This window comes from Ewingella americana ATCC 33852, from assembly GCF_000735345.1.
Lineage (GTDB): Bacteria > Pseudomonadota > Gammaproteobacteria > Enterobacterales > Enterobacteriaceae > Ewingella > Ewingella americana.
In genome coordinates, this window is the sequence record NZ_JMPJ01000076.1 from 117,482 (window position 1) to 134,913 (window position 17,432).

General features: G+C 55.3%; 19 protein-coding genes and 1 pseudogene. 12 read left to right on the plus strand and 8 right to left on the minus strand.

The window, feature by feature from the left end; all coding sequences use genetic code 11:
- Nucleotides 1-16: 16 nt before the first annotated feature.
- Both GEAM_RS22125 and GEAM_RS22130 read right to left on the minus strand, forming a co-directional pair.
- A complete protein-coding gene (locus tag GEAM_RS22125) occupies nucleotides 17-859 on the minus strand; it encodes a fumarylacetoacetate hydrolase family protein (protein WP_034796201.1) in 843 nt (280 codons plus the stop codon).
- Nucleotides 860-901: 42 nt separating this feature from the next.
- Entirely contained in the window at nucleotides 902-1,642 is a 741-nt protein-coding gene (locus GEAM_RS22130; protein WP_034796202.1) for an SDR family oxidoreductase, read from the minus strand.
- Nucleotides 1,643-1,877: 235 nt separating this feature from the next.
- Between GEAM_RS22130 and GEAM_RS22135 the strand changes: the two genes are divergently transcribed.
- The 7 genes from GEAM_RS22135 to uilS all read left to right on the plus strand — a co-directional run bounded on the left by GEAM_RS22135 (nucleotide 1,878) and on the right by uilS (nucleotide 8,347).
- Nucleotides 1,878-2,639, plus strand: a complete 762-nt coding sequence (locus tag GEAM_RS22135) for a FadR/GntR family transcriptional regulator (protein ID WP_034796203.1) — start codon at nucleotides 1,878-1,880, stop codon at nucleotides 2,637-2,639.
- A gap of 20 nt (nucleotides 2,640-2,659) precedes the next feature.
- Nucleotides 2,660-3,085 (plus strand): thiol-disulfide oxidoreductase DCC family protein, encoded by a 426-nt coding sequence (locus GEAM_RS22140; RefSeq protein ID WP_034796204.1) that lies wholly within the window; start codon nucleotides 2,660-2,662, stop codon nucleotides 3,083-3,085.
- An 18-nt stretch (nucleotides 3,086-3,103) separates the two neighbouring features.
- Nucleotides 3,104-4,117: a Fic family protein gene (locus tag GEAM_RS22145; protein WP_034796205.1), complete on the plus strand. Its 1,014-nt coding sequence runs from the start codon at nucleotides 3,104-3,106 to the stop codon at nucleotides 4,115-4,117.
- Between the two features lie 58 nt (nucleotides 4,118-4,175).
- Entirely contained in the window at nucleotides 4,176-5,174 is a 999-nt protein-coding gene (locus GEAM_RS22150; protein ID WP_034796206.1) for an ROK family protein, read from the plus strand.
- 141 nt (nucleotides 5,175-5,315) lie between these two features.
- A complete protein-coding gene (locus GEAM_RS22155) occupies nucleotides 5,316-6,476 on the plus strand; it encodes an MFS transporter (RefSeq protein WP_034796209.1) in 1,161 nt (386 codons plus the stop codon).
- Between the two features lie 71 nt (nucleotides 6,477-6,547).
- Nucleotides 6,548-7,363 carry a Cof-type HAD-IIB family hydrolase gene (locus tag GEAM_RS22160; protein ID WP_034796210.1) on the plus strand — a complete coding sequence of 272 codons (816 nt, stop codon included), beginning with the start codon at nucleotides 6,548-6,550 and terminating at the stop codon, nucleotides 7,361-7,363.
- A 120-nt stretch (nucleotides 7,364-7,483) separates the two neighbouring features.
- Nucleotides 7,484-8,347 (plus strand): UilS family quorum-quenching N-acyl-homoserine lactonase, encoded by an 864-nt coding sequence (gene uilS / locus GEAM_RS22165; RefSeq protein ID WP_034796211.1) that lies wholly within the window; start codon nucleotides 7,484-7,486, stop codon nucleotides 8,345-8,347.
- Nucleotides 8,348-8,372: 25 nt separating this feature from the next.
- Here the strand turns inward: uilS and GEAM_RS22170 are convergent, their stop codons facing one another.
- Nucleotides 8,373-9,260, minus strand: coding sequence for a LysR family transcriptional regulator (locus GEAM_RS22170; RefSeq protein WP_084674161.1), 888 nt, complete (start codon nucleotides 9,258-9,260; stop codon nucleotides 8,373-8,375).
- A gap of 95 nt (nucleotides 9,261-9,355) precedes the next feature.
- On the opposite strand from GEAM_RS22170, the gene GEAM_RS22175 reads away from it, so the two are divergent.
- Complete coding sequence (locus GEAM_RS22175) at nucleotides 9,356-9,964, plus strand: short chain dehydrogenase (RefSeq protein WP_034796212.1); 609 nt, start codon at nucleotides 9,356-9,358, stop codon at nucleotides 9,962-9,964.
- 82 nt (nucleotides 9,965-10,046) lie between these two features.
- On the opposite strand, the gene mtr is transcribed toward GEAM_RS22175, so the two are convergent.
- Nucleotides 10,047-11,291, minus strand: a complete 1,245-nt coding sequence (mtr, locus tag GEAM_RS22180) for a tryptophan permease (protein WP_034796213.1) — start codon at nucleotides 11,289-11,291, stop codon at nucleotides 10,047-10,049.
- A gap of 239 nt (nucleotides 11,292-11,530) precedes the next feature.
- Between mtr and GEAM_RS22185 the strand changes: the two genes are divergently transcribed.
- Nucleotides 11,531-11,824, plus strand: a complete 294-nt coding sequence (locus tag GEAM_RS22185; protein WP_034796299.1) for an I78 family peptidase inhibitor — start codon at nucleotides 11,531-11,533, stop codon at nucleotides 11,822-11,824.
- Between the two features lie 47 nt (nucleotides 11,825-11,871).
- Here the strand turns inward: GEAM_RS22185 and GEAM_RS22190 are convergent, their stop codons facing one another.
- Nucleotides 11,872-12,816, minus strand: a complete 945-nt coding sequence (locus tag GEAM_RS22190; protein ID WP_034796214.1) for an aromatic alcohol reductase — start codon at nucleotides 12,814-12,816, stop codon at nucleotides 11,872-11,874.
- Nucleotides 12,817-12,898: 82 nt separating this feature from the next.
- Between GEAM_RS22190 and GEAM_RS22195 the strand changes: the two genes are divergently transcribed.
- Nucleotides 12,899-13,303: a winged helix-turn-helix transcriptional regulator gene (locus GEAM_RS22195; protein ID WP_034796215.1), complete on the plus strand. Its 405-nt coding sequence runs from the start codon at nucleotides 12,899-12,901 to the stop codon at nucleotides 13,301-13,303.
- Between the two features lie 141 nt (nucleotides 13,304-13,444).
- Nucleotides 13,445-14,008 carry a hypothetical protein gene (locus GEAM_RS22200; protein WP_034796216.1) on the plus strand — a complete coding sequence of 188 codons (564 nt, stop codon included), beginning with the start codon at nucleotides 13,445-13,447 and terminating at the stop codon, nucleotides 14,006-14,008.
- A gap of 9 nt (nucleotides 14,009-14,017) precedes the next feature.
- Here the strand turns inward: GEAM_RS22200 and GEAM_RS22205 are convergent, their stop codons facing one another.
- Entirely contained in the window at nucleotides 14,018-14,617 is a 600-nt protein-coding gene (locus tag GEAM_RS22205; protein WP_034796224.1) for a LysE family translocator, read from the minus strand.
- The gene (locus tag GEAM_RS22210) at nucleotides 14,614-15,213 is read right to left on the minus strand and encodes a GNAT family N-acetyltransferase (protein WP_034796225.1); all 600 of its coding nucleotides are present in this window, start codon (nucleotides 15,211-15,213) and stop codon (nucleotides 14,614-14,616) included. Before GEAM_RS22210 ends, GEAM_RS22205 begins: the two co-directional genes overlap by 4 nt.
- Before the next feature lie 122 nt (nucleotides 15,214-15,335).
- Here GEAM_RS22210 and GEAM_RS22215 point away from each other — a divergent pair, with 122 nt between their 5' ends.
- Nucleotides 15,336-16,229, plus strand: coding sequence for a LysR family transcriptional regulator (locus tag GEAM_RS22215; protein WP_034796226.1), 894 nt, complete (start codon nucleotides 15,336-15,338; stop codon nucleotides 16,227-16,229).
- A 51-nt stretch (nucleotides 16,230-16,280) separates the two neighbouring features.
- Here the strand turns inward: GEAM_RS22215 and GEAM_RS22220 are convergent.
- Nucleotides 16,281-17,266 (minus strand): annotated as a pseudogene (locus tag GEAM_RS22220) (aldo/keto reductase).
- Nucleotides 17,267-17,432 lie beyond the last annotated feature (166 nt).

A 17,432-nucleotide genomic window follows, 5' to 3' on the forward strand; every position in this document is an offset into this window, starting at 1 on the left:
GACAACTCCTTAAAATTTACGCTTGCACCGTTTTCTGGCGCTGCTCGCCGAGGCCTTCGATCCCCAGATGCATCACTTGTCCGGCTTTCAGGTAGACCGGCGGTTTTTGCCCTAATCCGACGCCCGGCGGGGTGCCGGTAGAGATAATGTCGCCCGGCTGTAAGCTCATGAAACGGCTCAAGTAACTGACAATTTCCGGCACTTTGAAAATCATGGTGCGGGTGTTGCCGTTTTGGTATCGCTTGCCGTCGACTTCAAGCCACAGGTTGAGTTGGTGCGGGTCGGGGATTTCGTCGGCAGTCACCAGCCACGGGCCAATCGGGCCGAAGGTGTCGCAGCCTTTGCCTTTGTCCCAGGTGCCGCCGCGTTCGATTTGGAATTCACGTTCGGAGACGTCGTTAATCACGCAATAGCCCGCCACGTGGGACAGGGCGTCGGCCTCGCTGATGTAGCGGCCGCCTTTGCCAATCACCACGCCCAGCTCCACTTCCCAGTCGGTTTTCACCGAGTCGCGGGGAATTTCTACATCATCGTTTGGCCCAACAATTGAGCTGGTCCACTTACTGAAAATCACCGGCTCTTTGGGGATCTCTGCGCCAGTTTCGGCCGCGTGGTCGGCATAGTTAAGGCCGATGCAGATGAACTTGCCGACGCTGCCAATGCAGGCGCCAAGCCGCGGATTGCCGTCAACCAAGGGCAGGCTGTTAATGTCCAGATGGCGCAGCTTATCGAGCGAGGCGGGCAGCAGAGCCTCGCCGCCGATGTCGCTCACCTGAGCCGATAAATCGCGGATCTTGCCGTTGCTGTCCAGAATGGCCGGGCGCTCTTTACCTGCCGGGCCGTAGCGTAATAATTTCATGCCAAAATCCTTCTAATTGAATGTGTTACCAAGGCGCGAAGATCAGTTGCTCCAGCCGCCATCAATGATTTGCACCGTGCCGGTGGTGTAGGAGCTGGCATCCGAGGCTAGATACAGCGCTAGTTGGGCGATTTCTTCGGTTTTGCCGATGCGGCCAATTGGCTGGCGCGCCACAAAGGCTTTGTAAACTTCTTCCTCGCTGCGCCCTTCGGCTTCGGCCTGAGCGGCAATGCGCTGGCGCAGAGAAGGGGATTCGACGGTGCCGGGGCAGATGGCGTTACAGCGAATGCCCTGCGTGACGTAGTCGGCGGCGACCGAGCGCGTCAGGCCAATCACCGCGGCCTTGGTGGCGCTGTAGGCGAAACGGTTTGGCACGCCCTTGATGCTGGAGGCCACGGAAGACATGTTGATGATTGAGCCTGCTTTGCGCTCGAGCATGGCGGGCAGAAAGGCGCGGATCATGTGGAACATGGCGCTGACGTTGAGATCCAATGCAAACTGCCAATCGCGTTCGGTACAGCTGAGAATGTCGCCGCTGTGTACCACGCCCGCGCAGTTGAACAGCACGTCCACCGGGCCAATTCTCTCAGCAATCTGGCTGATGGCCTGTGGGTTGGTCACGTCGAGGAGGTGTGGCTCAATCCCACGGATGCCGTGAAGCTTGTCGATATTGATGTCGGTGGCGAAAACCTGCGCCCCCTGTTTGGCAAAAAGGTTGGCGGTGGTGAAGCCAATGCCTTGTCCCGCTGCGGTGATCAGCACTTTTTTCCCGGTCAGATCCATGATTTCTCCGAAGACGATGTGGTGAATTTAGGTCTAATGGTCAGGCCATTGAGGGCGAAAAAAACGGGTCAAGTCAGGCTCTTTTTGCTATCTTTTTGCTAAAATACCAGCCAGAGTGCAACTTAAAACGCCTTTTCATTTAACTAGTTTTTTACATGCATAAAACAATTCAGCAAGATTTTTGTCCCATAAATGTTAGCTGAATCACTTAATTTAAAATGACTTCAGGTGTCCGATGCCGATAAAAAAATTAGAAAATCCTCGTATTTACAGGCAGATAGCTGATCAACTGAAAACCTTAATCGACAATAAAGAATTTCCACCCGGCAGCCGTCTGCCCGCCGAGCGCGAATTGGCCAGTCAATTACAGGTGAGCCGCGCCTCGGTGCGTGAAGCACTGATTGCTTTGGAAGTGATCGGATTGGTGGACGTTAAGGTGGGAAATGGCGTGATTGTCCGCGAACAGCCAGCAACTGTGCAGCAACCTACCCAAGAGCCGGTGATGGCTCAGGCGGGGCGCAACCAGTGGGCGGACGTCGACGACGAGCTGAATATCGAGCTGGATTTCACCGCCGAGCTGCCACCGTTTTCACTGTTACAGACCAGAAGATTGATCGAACCTGAAACAGCCGCGCTGGCAGCAAGATACGCGTCTGATGAGGAGTTGGCGGGGATCAGGCAGGCATATGAGCAGAACTGCCGCGATAATCGCCAAGGTTCAGCGACGCATCCCGGTGACCGTTTGTTTCACATTCGTATTGCGCAGGCTAGCGGAAATCCGGCCTATGCCTTTATCATTGCCCATCTGCTTGGACACCGTTACGGCACCATGTTCCGCGGGCTACAGTTGCACTATACGCCGCAGGACATGCCGCATCGTTCGGAAGTCGAGCATCTGGCTATTCTGACCGCTCTTGAAGCGCGCGATACCCGCGCGGCTAAAAAGGCGATGAAAGAACATCTGGACGCGGTGATCGCCATTTTTGGTCGCGGCTGACAGACTCACTGGAGCAAAGCATGCGCGGCAATCCCCCTTATATTCAGCCCGGTGAGCGGATAGTGATTTTCGACGCCACCTGTAAATTGTGCATCGGCTGGGTCAATTTCCTTATTCGCCATGACCGCCATCGCACGGTGCGCATGGTGCCGGTGCAGTCCGAGAAGGGCAAAGCGCTGTTTGTCTGGTCCGGACTTCCGGCTGACAAGATCAACACCATCGTGTTGATTGATAAGGGAGAAGTGTTCCTGCGCTCCGAGGCGATTTTCCGCGCCATGAGTGGCTTACCCGCGCCTTGGCGCTGGATGGGAATATTGCGCATTTTCCCGCAATCCTTCCGCGACATGTGTTACAACCGCATTGCTATCAACCGTTATCGGCTGTTTGGTCGTTACGACGCAGTACAAAAACTGGATGCTGACCACGCTCAGCGCTTTTTGGATTAGGGATAACAGGGGATCTTCATGGCGGGTTACCAGCCACCTTTCACGATCACTACAGAAATACTGAACCGCGTGGTTGAGGTGGGGGAGCTATTGGGACATTGGGCGGCGCGGGCAGGGCACGCCTCGCCGCTGCTGCGCAAAGAGAACCGAATCCGCACTATCCAAGCCTCTTTGGCGATTGAACATAACAGCCTTTCCACCGAGCAGGTCACGGCATTGATGGAAGGCAAGCGCGTGCTGGCTCCGGCGAAAGATATTCAGGAAGTGCGCAACGCCATTCAGGCATATGAGAAATTGCCCGATTGGCGCAGCTTCAGGCAGGCTGACCTGCTTTCTGCCCATCGGTTGCTTATGACCGGGCTGGTGGATGCCCCCGGCGTGCTGCGTAGCGGCGATGTCGGGGTTTATCGCGACAGTCGGCTGATTCACATGGCACCGCCCGCCAATCAGGTTAACCGCTTGGTCAGTGATTTATTGGCGTGGTTGCAGCACACGGATATTCACCCGCTGATTGCCAGTTCAATCTTCCATTATGAGTTTGAATTTATTCACCCTTTCGCTGACGGCAATGGCCGCATGGGTCGCCTGTGGCAGACGCTGATCCTCAGCGAGTGGCGCAGCGAGCTGGCATGGCTGCCGGTAGAAACGCTGATCCATAATCAGCAGCAGGATTATTACCGCGTGTTGGGCGAATGCGACCGGGCCAGCGACTGCACGGCTTTTATCGCCTTTATGCTGGAGAAAATCCTTGCTGCTCTGCGCGAGGGGATTGAAGTCCAGCAAGGCAATTCGCGCGAGATGTCGGTACAAATGTCGGTACAAATGTCGGTAGAAAACTCGTCGGGGCTTTCCGCCACCGGCAAGAAAGTGCTGGCGGCCATTGCGGCGTCGCCGTCGATCACGCTGGCCGAACTGGCAGAATCTTTAGGTGTTGCTCGCCGTACCGTCGAACGTAATGTTAAAGTCCTGCAAGAAAAGGGGCTGTTGACCCGCGTTGGCTCGACCAAGAACGGCGTGTGGCGCGTGGTATAATCCCTTTCGACTCAATGAATTAACTTCCATCCTGCTTACTCCCGGTCTATGAGGCGTTATGAATACCCCAGTTACCCGCACAACTCGCGAAATCAAAAAGCACAACGTGGTGCTGGTGATTAATGCCTTAAAAGCGCTGACGTCGGCGACCAAGGCCGAGTTGGCGGCGAACACCGGGTTAAGCATTGCCACCTGCGGCACGGTGCTCAATGAACTCTGCCTGACCGGAGAGGTGATGGCGCTGGCGCAGGATGTCTCCAGCGGCGGGCGTCCGGCCCAGCGTTTCGCCTGTGACCCGAGCTTCTTCTCGCTGCTCAGCCTGTATGTTGAAGGTTCCAGCGAGCAGAGCCGCATCGTGGTGTCGGTTTCTTCGGCATTGGGCGACGTACTGGAACAGTGGGATAAAAGCTTTGAATTCCTCACTTTGGCGCAGTTCACTGACACCATTGGCGAGGCGATTGCCCGCCACCCGGCGATTCGCGCGATGGGCATTGGCCTGCCCGGCGTGGTCTCGCAGGGGGAAGTGCTAGCCTGCGATATCCCGCTGTTTGTGGGGCTGAAGCTGACAGAAAAGCTGCGCCAGCAGTTTGGCATTTTCGTCGAGGCGGCGAATGACATGAACTACAGCGCCTGGGGCTTTTACCGCAACAACTGCCCGCAGGAGCAAGCGCCGCTGGCCTATATTCTGCAACCCGAGCATCACTGCACCGGTTGTGGCGTAGTGATCAATGGGCAGGTGTTGCAGGGGGCCAGCCACTTTGCTGGAGAAGTCTCTTTCCTGCCAGTGCCGCAGGGCAATGACGTGCCGGTTATCACCAAAATGGTCAATCTGGTTAAGTCGCTGGTGGCGGTGATCAACCCGGCGACCATCGCGCTCTCCGGCGTGCAAATCTCCCCCGAGGTGATTGCTGAAGTCGGCCGCCAATGCCTGCTGACTATCCCGCCACAGCACATGCCGCAGCTGGTGTATCGCCAGTCTATTCAGCCCGATTACCTGATTGGCATCGCCGAACTGACGCTGGCTAACTTCCAACGCCAGCGCATTTTTGCCGACTAATTTCACTTCTTTACCTTTCCGCTAGTTGACTTTATTTCTTCATCACCTGTAGATTAACCACTTATTAAAAGACTTTTAATAAGTGGTTGTGTATTTTACCGCTTCGGCCATTTTCCTTTGAATACATATGGGTAACGCTTGATGTCACTGCAAATTGCGACTTCCATTACGGACTCTCCCGTTAATCGTCTGGCGACGCGGGCCATTTTCTTTGTTACCGGTTTGGCGATGGGCCTGTGGGCCGCGCTGGTGCCTTACGCTCAAGTGCGCACTCAGGCGGCGGCGGGGGATCTCGGCCTGCTGCTGCTCTGTTTGGGGAGTGGTTCTTTGCTGGCGATGTTCGGCTCCGGGCGATTGATTGGCCGATTTGGCTGCCGGTCGATGATTGTGATTGGCATCGCGCTATTTTGCCTGATGCTGCCGCCGCTGGCGGTTTTGAGCGACATCCGCCTGCTGGCGCTGTCACTGTTTATCTTCGGCATGGGCATCGGCCTGACCGACGTGGCGATGAACGTACAGGGCACGCTGATTGAGCAAGCGTCCGACAAACCCCTGATGTCGGGCTTCCACTGTTTGTACAGCGTCGGTGGCATTGCCGGGGCGGGCGGCGGCGCACTGCTGCTCAGCGCCGGGCTGCCGCCGTTACACAGCACCGGTTACGCCGTGGCGCTGGTGGTATTGATCACCGCCTTCTTCTTTAACCGACTGCTACCCACCGGTGGCAACGAAGAAGCCTCCGACGAGCCGGGGCGCAAGGCGCGACCTAACTTCCGCCTGATCCTAATGGCGCTGATGGCGATGATCTGCTTTATGGGCGAAGGCGCGGTGCTCGACTGGGGCGGAGTCTTCCTGACTCAGGACCGCGCGCTGGCTCTGGAACACGCGGGCTGGGGCTATGCCATCTTCGCTATCACTATGTCGATTATGCGTTTAACCGGCGATGCGGTGGTGAAGAAGCTCGGCCGCAAAAAGGTGCTGGTGTTTGGCGCACTGCTGGGTATCGCGGGTTATTTGCTGGTGGTGCTCGCGCCGGGCTGGAGTAACGCGCTGATTGGCTTCGCGCTGGTAGGCATTGGCGTCGCCAACATTGTGCCGGTGCTTATCACGCTGGCCGGGCAAGAGAAGGTGATGCCGGTCAATATGTCGGTGGCGATGGTGGCTACGCTGGGTTATCTCGGGGTGCTGGCGGGTCCGGCGTTTATCGGCTTCGTCGCCCATCTTTCCAGCCTGACCGCGGCTTTCGCCATGATGGCGGCGCTGTTTATCGTCATCAGCCTTGGGGCTTACAAACTTAAATACTGATTTTTTCTGAGTGGCATGGTGCCAGCCAGTACGAGGGTACTGGCTTTTTTTTCACAATCTGGGGAGTCAACATGGCCGTTAAGCTTATCGCCGTCGATATGGACGGAACCTTTTTGAATCAACATGGCGACTACAATCGCCCGCGCTTTGCCCAGCAGTACGCCGAATTGCAGAGCAGGGGGATCAAGTTTGTGGTCGCCAGCGGCAACCAGTATTACCAGTTAAAAACCTTCTTCGATGAGCTGGATAAAGATATCGCTTATGTCGCCGAAAACGGTGCCTACGTAGTGGACAAACAGCAGCAGATTTACTGCGGCCAGATGCCTCAAGAGCAGATAACGCGGGTGCTGGATTTCATCAGCCAGATTGATTACCTGCAAGTGGTGGTGTGCGGCAGAAACGGTGCGTACATGCTCAATTCCTTTGGCGATGCCTTCTTCAAGAAGATGAGCCGCTACTACTTCCGCCTCAACCGCATCAGCGATTACGGGCAGATTGACGACGTGATTTTCAAGTTCGCCTTAGAAATGTCGCAAGACCATTTGCCGCAGCTGATGGCAGATGTACAGCAGGCGCTGGGGGATATCGTCACGCCGGTTTCCAGCGGCCACGGCTCGGTGGATTTGATTATTCCCGGTAACCACAAGGCCAACGGTTTGAAGCGGATCCAGGCAATTTATGGCGTGGAAGATGCCGAAGTGATGGCCTTCGGCGACGGCGGCAATGATTTAGAAATGCTGAAAAGCGCCGGTTATGGCTTCGCGATGCAAAACGGCCAGCCTGCGGTGTTTACTCACGCCAAATATCGCGCGGGTTTGAATAGCGAGGAAGCCGTGTTGCAGGTGATTGATGATTGTCTGGAAGGGCGCGGGGTGTTTGCCGGGTAATCGGCAGGGTCAGCGGTTGATGAAATATTCTGTAGTAATCAAGTCAGAATTAGCCTCTTGTTTCCAAGCTAATTTTGTTGATATACAACGGGCTCCTTTTGTACCAATAAGGTAGTTCAGGTGAAAATTTCAAAATATAAAACCGCAGACGACATCGCTGTTACGCTTCATGCACCCCAAACCGGTGAAAATTTACCCGCCATTCTTCTTTGCCACGGCTTTTGCGGTATTCAGGAAATCCTCTTGCCTGCATTCGTGAAAGCCTTTGTTGACGCGGGCTTTGCCGCCGTCACCTTCGATTATCGCGGCTTTGGTGCCAGCGGCGGCGAGAAAGGCCGTTTAGTGCCTGAAATGCAGATAGCCGATATCCTCACCGTGCTTGGCACGCTGCAAGACGAAAGCATCATCGACAGCCATCGCATTGGCCTGTGGGGCACCAGCTTCGGCGGCTGCCACGTGATGGCTGCGGCCGCGCAGGCGGGTGATCGCGTGAAAGCCGTGGTGAGCCAGCTGGGCTTCGCCGACGGTGAAAACGTGGTGACCGGTGCGATGTCGCCGGAAGACAAGGCGGGCTTTATCGCCACGCTGGAAAAAATGAATGATAAGAAGCTGGCAACCGGCAAAGAGATGATGGTTTCCATCACTAAAGTGCTGAGCGACGACGAGTCCAAAGCCTTCTTCGAAGAGAATAAAACCCAGTATCCAGCGATGGATATCAAGATCCCATTCCTGACCGTGCGTGAAACCCTGCGCTACAAGCCCGCCGACCACGCCGCCAAAGTCACCTGTCCGGTGCTGGTGATGGTTGCCGAGCAGGACAAGGTTAACCCGCCGGAGCAGGGCATTGACCTGTACCACGCGCTGACCACCGCCGAGAAAAAGCTCTACGTTGAGCAAGGCGCGAAGCACTACGACTTCTACTCTGGCGAGCACTTCACGCCGGTAGTTGCCGAGCAAACCGCGTGGTTCAAACGCTGGCTGTAAGGCTGTTCGCGCCCCGGCACTCGCGTCAGGGCGCGTTTAAACTCAAAATCTGCTCCACCACCCACTGATGCAACGGATTGGACGCCACCCGGCGATGCCATGCCGCTACCACGTCAAAACTCTGCGGTTCCACAGCAAATTCGATGGTTTTGAAGTTGCCTAACCGGGTCATAGTGGATGGCACAAAGGCCACCACGTCATTGACCGACAAGAAGCTCTGTAGCGCGGTATAGCAGGGCAGCACGGCAATCACCCGGCGCTCCACACCCTGTTCCTTCAAAAACGCGTCCACCGTATTGCTAAAATGGTAGCCATTGTTGCCCATCGCCACGTGAGGGAAGGCGGCCAAATCGGCGGGTTGGCGGATCTGCTCGAAAATCGCCGAATGCTCATTGACCACGCAGGCGTAATGCTCTTGTTGAATCGGGGCCAGCGTCAGGCGCTGATCGATAAACTCGCCAAAACCAATCACGATATCCGCCTCGCCGCTCGCCAGCAGGGCTTCATGGGTGCGGTGGTCGAAGTCAATGATATTGAACGTGATATTGGGAGCCAGCGCGGTGGCGGCACGTACGAAAAGCGGCACATAAGAGAGCTGGGCGTACTCATTGGCGATAATGGTGTAAGTCTGGTTGGCAGAGGCCAAATCAAAGGGCAAATCATCATAGATGCTGTCCACTTCCTCCAGTACCCGCTCGAACTTGGCACACAGTTCGAAGGCGAAGTGGGTCGGTTGCAGGCCGTTACTTTGGCGCAGGAACAGCTCTTCCTGAAACTCTCCGCGCAGCCTTTTCAAGTATCCGCTCACCGCCTGCTGGGTTAAACCCGCCTCCGCCGCCACCTTCGAGACGCTTTTCTCTCTCACCAGTTGGACGAACACCCGCATGTGCTTGAGGTCGATTCTATCTATCATAATCTGTGATATCTCTTACATGTAATCTCTGTTTTTAATTGTATCACCACTCTCCTAAAGTGTCGGCGAGTTCAACACACACTTAGGAATAAAATATGAAAACTGTCATTGTTATTGGCGCGCAGGGCAAGATTGGTCAGGCGGCACTTACCGGTTTAACCAAGCACCGAGTGATCACCGCCAGCCTGTCCGGCAAGGGCTGCGACCATCAGGTGGACATCACCGATAAGGCGTCAATTCGCGCGCTGTTTGAAAAAGTCGGCAAATTTGACGCCGTGGTTAACGCCGCCGGTTTCTGCGAATACGCACCTTTCGCCGAGATGACCGATGAGCAGTGGGAAGCCAGCGTGCAAAGCAAAATGCTGGGCCAGATGCGACTGGTCAAAGAGGGGCTGAACTACATCAACGACGGCGGCTCTTTCACTCTGATTTCCGGCATTCTGAATGTGAAACCTATTCCGGAAGGTATTGCCGATGCCACCACCAGCGGCGCTATCGACACCTTCGTGCAATGCGTGGCGCACGAGCTGCCGCGCGGCATTCGCATCAACGCCATCAACCCAACCGTGGTTGAAGAAGCGTGGGAATTGTTCGCCGACATGATGCCAGGATTCCAGCCGGTACCAAGCAAATTAGTCGGCAAAGCCTTCGAGCGTTCAGTCGATGGATTTATTAGCGGGAAAGTACTGTTTGTTGATGCTTAAGCTTGTGGATGCTTAACGCTGCATAAGAAGATGCTTAATGTGGGCGCGGATCTGAGATCCGCGCCCATTTTTGCTTTTAGTTTTAACGGTATACCGGCAGCCAGTTGAGGCTGGAGAGGATATGCACCGTGGCGTTGAGCACGCCAAACAGCAGCACTAAAACAATCATCGGCTTGCCGCCCCAGACGCGATAACGCGGGCTGCCAAAACGCTGGCGCGAGGCTCTGGCCATCAGCGCCGGGACAATCACTGCCCAAACGGTTGCCGCTAAACCGGCGAATCCGATGGCGTAGATAAAGCCGTCAGGGTAGATAACCCCGCCAATGATCGGCGGGACGAAGGTGACAAGCGCGGTTTTGAAGCGGCCGGTTTTGCTGTCATCAAACTTGAACAAGTCAGCCAAATAGTCAAACAGGCCCAGCGTCACCCCAAGGAAGGAGCAGGCGACGGCGAAGTTAGAGAAGATGGTCAGCAGCAAGTCCAGCCCGGCGCTGTTCAGCACTTGGCTCAGCGACTGCACCAACACGTCAATATTGCCGCCGCGCTCGGCGATGCCGATAAACTCAGGGCGCGGGATATTGCCCATGGTGCCGAGCATCCAAATCACGTACAGCCCCAGCGCCATCAGGGTGCCCAGCAGCACGCACTTCTGGATGGTTTTCGGGTCCTTGCCGTAGTACTTCATCAGGCTCGGCACATTGCCGTGATAGCCAAACGACGCCAGACAGAACGGCAGCGTGGCTAAAAGGTAAGGCATGTAGCTCGGGTTCACTTCCACACTATTGAGCAGGTTCACCGGCTTGACGTGCCACAGCAAACTGCCAAAGGTCAGGAAGAAGGCGATGATTTTGGCACCCAGCACAATGGCGGTCATGCGGCTTACCGCGCGGGTACTCAGCCAGACAATAAAGGCCACCGCCAGCGCGGTGAACAAGCCGCCCAGACGCGGGGAGAAGTTGACCGACATTTCGCGCAGGGTGTGCTGGATAACCGAGCCGCTGGCCGAGATATAGGCGTAGGTCAGGATGTAGAGCACAAAGGCGATGGTTAAGCCGTTGATGCGATTCCACGCGTTGCCCAGCAGGTCTTTGGTCACGGTATTAAAACTGGAACCTATTGGGTAGTTCAGGTTGGCTTCGAGGATCATCAACCCCGAGTGCAGCATGCAGAACCAAGTGAAAACCAGCGCGGCCACTGACCAGAAAAACCAGGCACCGGACATCACAACGGGAAGAGAAAACATGCCTGCGCCGATGATGGTGCCGCCAATAATCATTGCGCCACCCATCACAGAACGGGGGGAAGTGTCGACGGACTGCGTCGCCATGGTGCGGTTCCTTATGCAAAAACAGAGCGCTATAAAATGTTATTTCCACGGCAATTAGCCGGTGGAATATCGCGTTAAGCGCCGCAATATAGTGCATAACTCACCAAATGTACATTGTGAACTAGTTCAGTGATACGCGAATTTGTCAGGCGTTTTTATGGATTTTCCTATGGACTACGCCAATGCGTATGTCTAAATTCATTGGGTTGATTTATTTTTCCAACCTTGAGTCTTTTATAATGAAAATCAAACTTCTGATCGTCGCTTCTCTGGCCACCTTCGCGCTGACTGCCTGTCAACATCAGACTGACACCGCCAAGCAGCAAAACCCTGTGCAACAGCCTGACACCTGTAACGCCGCCTCTTTCCAATACTTGATTGGTAAACCGGCCTCTACGCTGGACGGCATGCGCTTTGCCAAACCTATGCGCCTCATCACACCGGGCATGGGCGTCACCATGGACTTCAACCCCGAGCGTTTGAATATCATGGCTGATGAGAAGGGCGTGATCACCAGCATGCACTGCTCTTAATAGCAAAAAACCTCCCCTGCACTGCGGGGAGGTTGAAAACGGCTGAATCAGGCGCAGGGCTTATTCTGCGCCAGCCAGCCTTTGACGTCGGTTACCACAATGCCGTGGCGCGCGTTGAAGGTCTGCGCCTTGTCCCACGACACCCCGTCGGCTCGGGCGAAGGCCAGACTGTAAGCCGCCGACACGTCTTCCGGTGTGGCCTGCGTTTTGGCTCGCAAGCTGGCAATCTCCTCCACCTGCAGCACAAACTCCCTGCCATAATGCTCGCTCAGTATCTCAGTGATTTGGCGATACGTGACGGTGTCACCGGCAATATACACCACCTGATTAGCCAAGGTCGGCTGGTGGAAGAAGATTGCCGCTGTCAGCAGGCCGATATCCTCCGGCGTGGTCAGGGTCAGTGCGAAGTGAGCATCGCCCAGCGCGCGCACTTTACCGCCGGGGATATCCACCAGACCAAAGCTCTCCTCGAACAGAAAGCTGGTGAACATGCCGGTCGAGACAATCACCCACTCGGTCTGCTGTTGCTGGCGTAATAGCTGGCGGACCGCCAACTGCTCGTCCCACACCGGCTGCCCGCTGCCGACCCCAATCTGGTCGTAATCTACGCCAAACTGCCATGGGAAATAGCGCGCGACTCCTGCCTGTAACGCGGCGCGGCTGATTTTCAGCTGAGTACCTGTGCCGCCGACAAAGCCGCTACAGTTAACGATGGCATCATAAGGCGCGAAAACCTGCGCCAGCTCATCTTCAGACTGAGTGCTGAAATCGGCGGCGAGGGTGGCGACACCCCATTTGGCGAACTTCTGCACTCTGCGCTTGTGCCCAGCAGAGGCATTTTCTGCCAGTGAAGCGGGACGAAGCAGCACGGTCAGTTGAAGTTCGGGATGGCTTTCGCGCTGCTTGATAAAACCTGCCAGCATCGCCATGCCCAGCTCGCCCGCGCCCAGAATTAAAACGTTATGTATTTGACGCATCATGGTATTTTCCATACTTTTCTCCTCTTGTTGCGCCTATCCTGCCTTGGTCAAACAGGGCGAGCAATTAGGCACACAGATGATACTGGAGGGCGTGATGAAGCTAGACGAGCAGCAAATTATTGAGTTTTCCGCGATTTGCGATGCATTAAGCGATGAAGACGACACGCTAAAAAGAGAGGTGCTCAGCCATGCGGGAAACCGCTGGTCGCTGGGCGTGGTTTATACCCTTGGCGTGCGCGGCACCCTGCGACACGCCGAGTTGGCGAAAGCCTTGCCCGGCGTGACCCAGCGCATGCTGACCCGAACCCTGCGCCAGTTGGAGCGCGACGGGCTGATCAGCCGCTATGACCATCAGCAGAAAATCCCCCATCCCCGCGTCGATTACCAGCTCACCGAACTCGGCAAAGGCATGCTGCTCAACATGATGCCGCTCTGGGGCTGGGTAATTGAAAATGCCGCTGATTTTCGCAAGGCGCGTGAAGGGTTTGATGGGGAATGAGTGGGCCGTTGACGGTTGTCAACATTGCGTTTAGAGTACACACAGGTGAGGCCAAGAAAGTTCCTCGCCAAACTGCATATTCGACGGGTCACTGAATATGCCTGACAGAGACGTTGGGCTTTAAGAGACACTGGAGGTCTTATGCCGCTCTACAATTTCACGCTTATGCTCTCAGGCGTTACCTATGAAACTGAAGGTTTGGAAGACGCGCTTTACCGCAGTGGCTGCGATGACGCGCTGATTTGCGCCTTTGGTCGTTCTGTCTATCTTGATTTCGACCGCGAAGCTGAGTCTCTCGACGCCGCTATCGCCTCGGCGATTGAGCATGTGGAATCCGCAGGAATAGGCGCGGTTGTTGAGTCGGTGGACTCTGCTCTGGTTGGGTTAAGTGATATTGCAGAACTGACCGGCATGACGCGTCAGGCCATCGCCTTGCTCAAAGATGGGGCACGCGGAGGAGGCGATTTTCCCTGCCCAATCCAGCGTATTAAGGGGCAATCTCCACTGTGGGACTGGGCTGAAGTCGCGTTGTGGCTCGTGAGAAATGGGCGTCTGGTTGGCAATGAAACGCTGGTGGCTAATGCAAGGACCCTGAGCAAGTGGAATTTAGCTCTGCGCGCCTCGGCTTTTAGGGACGTCGCCGAGATTGAGAAGATAACCCATCAACTGTTAGCCAGTAGAAAGCAGCACCAAAAGACGCTGTGAGTATGTAAGTTACCCAGCCAAATAAGGCCAAATCGTAAAAATCAGCAATAACGTGCCGCCGCAGATGTCGATCACTTTCTTCAGTTTGCGGGTGCTGATTTTGGCTGCGGAGCGGATAAGCATCTGTCCGGCGAAGAGTAACCACAGGGCCATAATCGCAACGTGAATTGACGCCAAAATCAGATAACTCCACGGGCTTGCGCCACTGCCTGCGAAGGCGGGCACCACGGTGAGATAGAGCATAATGGCTTTGATATTCAGCACGTTGGCTAAGTAGGCTTCTTTGATGCCGGTTGAACGATTGCCAGAGGTAAAAGCCAGATCCTGCGCATTCAGGCCGCTGCGAATCAGCCGAATGGCCAAATAGATAAGATACGCCGTGCCGATGATTTTGATGGCATTCATCAAGGCAGGATAGGCGGCAATCAGCCGCGTGATGCCAAGCCCGGCCAGCAGCGCATGGGTATAAATACCGAGCAGGGTGCCGAGAATAATCCTTCCCGTGCCGCGCATTCCCTGCTGAACGGCATTGTTCATTGCTAAGGTAAAACTGGCCCCCGGCGAGAGGGCCACGGGCAGGATAGCCAGCGCAAAGCCGAGCAGATTCATCCGCCAACCGCGCCAAAACTCTGCAATTTGCTGTGCAGATTGCCGCGCACCTCTGGCCATTCCTCATCAATAATGCTAAATCGCACCGAGTTGCGTTTACGGCCGTTTGGCATAATGCGCTCGTGGCGCACAATCCCTTCCTGCTTGGCACCCAAGCGTAAAATGGCGTTGCGCGACTTCTCATTCAGCTCATCCGTGGTGAACTGCACCCGCACGCAGTTCATCACCTCGAAAGCATGGGTGAGCAGCAAGAGCTTGGCCTCGGTGTTGGCATAAGTTCTCTGCCAAGACACGGACAGCCAAGTGTGGCCGATTTCCAACTTGCGATTTTGAGTATCAATCTTCCACAAACGGGTCGAGCCAATCGGCTTGCCGCTGGCAATCTCTTCAATCACAAATGGCAGCACCGTGCCCGCATTGCGGCCGGTGATGGCGATATTGATGTACTGCGCGACAGTGTCTGGCGACGGAATATTGGTCAATTGTATATTCCACAATTCACCGTCAGAGGCGGCAAGCAGCAGGGCGTCGGCATCTTGTTCTGTCAGGGGACGAAGGCGGATTTTCTGACCGATCAGCGAAACGGAATTATTCATCTACGCAGGTTGCCTCATTTGATTAGCGGGGGGAGTGCTTGATTTCACTCTAAAAGATACGCGCTGGGCAGGTATTTCTCCAGCACGTATAATTAAAATGAATTTATGAAGAGAAATCATTAATGCTGCGAGCAAATATTAACGATCTGATTGCGTTTTCCGTGGTGGGGAAAGAGCAGAGCTTCACCCGCGCTGCGGCAAAGTTGGGCGTTTCGCAGTCGGCCCTCAGCCATGCTATTCGCGGTTTGGAAGAGCGTTTGGGCGTTCGCCTGCTGACTCGCACCACGCGCAGCGTTGCACCTACCGAGGCGGGCCAGCAGTTGCTGGAGAGAGTCGCGCCGCGCCTGGCGGAAATCGAAGACGAGCTGACCGCCATCACCGAGCTGAAGGATAAACCCGCTGGCACTATTCGCATCACGGCGGCAGAACACGCGGCCAATACCGTGCTGTGGCCAAAACTTGTAAAATTTTTGCCGGATTACCCGGATATCAAAGTCGAAGTCACCATCGACTATGGCCTGCGAGATATTGTCAGCGACCGATTCGACGCCGGAATTCGTCTTGGCGAGCAGGTCGACAAGGATATGATTGCCGTGCGCATTGGCCCAGATTTCCGCATGGCCGTGGTCGCCACGCCGTCTTATATCGCCGACAAGAATGCGCCACTAACGCCGCATGATTTACAACAGCATAGCTGCATCAACTTGCGTCTTCCGACGCTGGGTGGGATTTACGCGTGGGAGTTTGAGAAAGCAGGACGGCCGCTGCGCGTCAGGGTTGATGGGCAGTTGATCCTCAATTCCAATGCGCAAATCAAGAAGGCGGTGCTGGCAGGTTTTGGCATGGCGCTGGTGCCGGAAGACAATGTGCGAGAAGAGCTGAAAAGCGGCGAGCTGGTGGAGTTTCTTCAGGACTGGTGCCCGGAGTTCCCCGGTTACTATCTCTATTATCCGAGCCGCCGACAGCACACATCGGCCTTCGCGCTGCTGGTCGACGCACTGCGTTATAAAGCCTAAAGCCAAAGGGAAAGTGCCTGCTGCGGCACCTTCCCAGTAATCAAAATTGGCTTAATTTCCGACGCGTTTCTGCAAATGCTCTGGATAGCGTGCGCCTTCTACCGTCACGCTTGCCAGCACTTTCTCAATGTTGCTCAACTCCTGCTGGCTCAGTTCGATGTCCGCACTGGCTAAGTTTTCGTGCAGACGCGAGAGCTTGGTCGTGCCGGGGATCGGAACAATCCACGGCTTTTGAGCCAGTAGCCACGAAAGAGCGATTTGCGCCGGCGTCGCGCCTTTTTGTTGGGCGATTTGCTCGAGCAGAGTCACCAACGCCTGATTAGCCTTGCGCGCTTCAATAGAAAAACGCGGGACAATATTGCGGAAGTCGCTGCTATCGAAGGTCGTGTCCTGATTGATAGCACCCGTCAAGAAGCCCTTGCCCAGCGGGCTGAAGGGGATGAAGCCGATGCCCAGCTCTTCCAAAGTGGGCAGAATTTCCGCCTCAGGCTCTCGCCACCACAGTGAATATTCGCTTTGCAAGGCGGTGACGGGTTGTATGGCATGAGCACGGCGAATGGTCTGGGCGCCGGCTTCGGACAGGCCAAAATGCTTCACCTTACCTTCCTGAATTAACTCTTTTACCGTTCCTGCGACCTCTTCAATCGGTACTTGCGGGTCGACGCGGTGTTGATAAAACAGATCGATAACATCGGTATTCAATCGTTTTAACGCCGCCTCGGCCACGGCCCGAATATGCTCAGGGCGGCTGTTCAGGCCGCTTTGCCCGCCTTTGCCGTCAAACTCAAATCCAAACTTGGTGGCGCAATTTTCTGGCGAAAAGGCGCGACGGCTTCGCCCAGCAGCTGTTCATTGATGTACGGGCCATAGGCTTCCGCCGTATCAAACAGCGTTACGCCTTGCTCGAAGGCTGACCGGATCAGGCCAATAGCGTGACTTTTTTCAGTGGCCGGGCCATAGCCGTAGCTTAATCCCATGCAGCCAAGGCCGATGGATGAGACTTCAAGTTGGCTATTACCTAGTTTACGTGTTTTCACTGTGCTCACTCCTTAGTGGGGGTAGCAGCAGTGTAGGGGGGCAGTGATAATTTGATTAGTTGCCATAATCGGTATGAGCTTATGAGTTTTCCTCATTAATCCGCCGCAACGCCCCGTGCGATATTGATGAATTAGGCTCATAGCCGTTTGCAGATTTAGGCCGTAG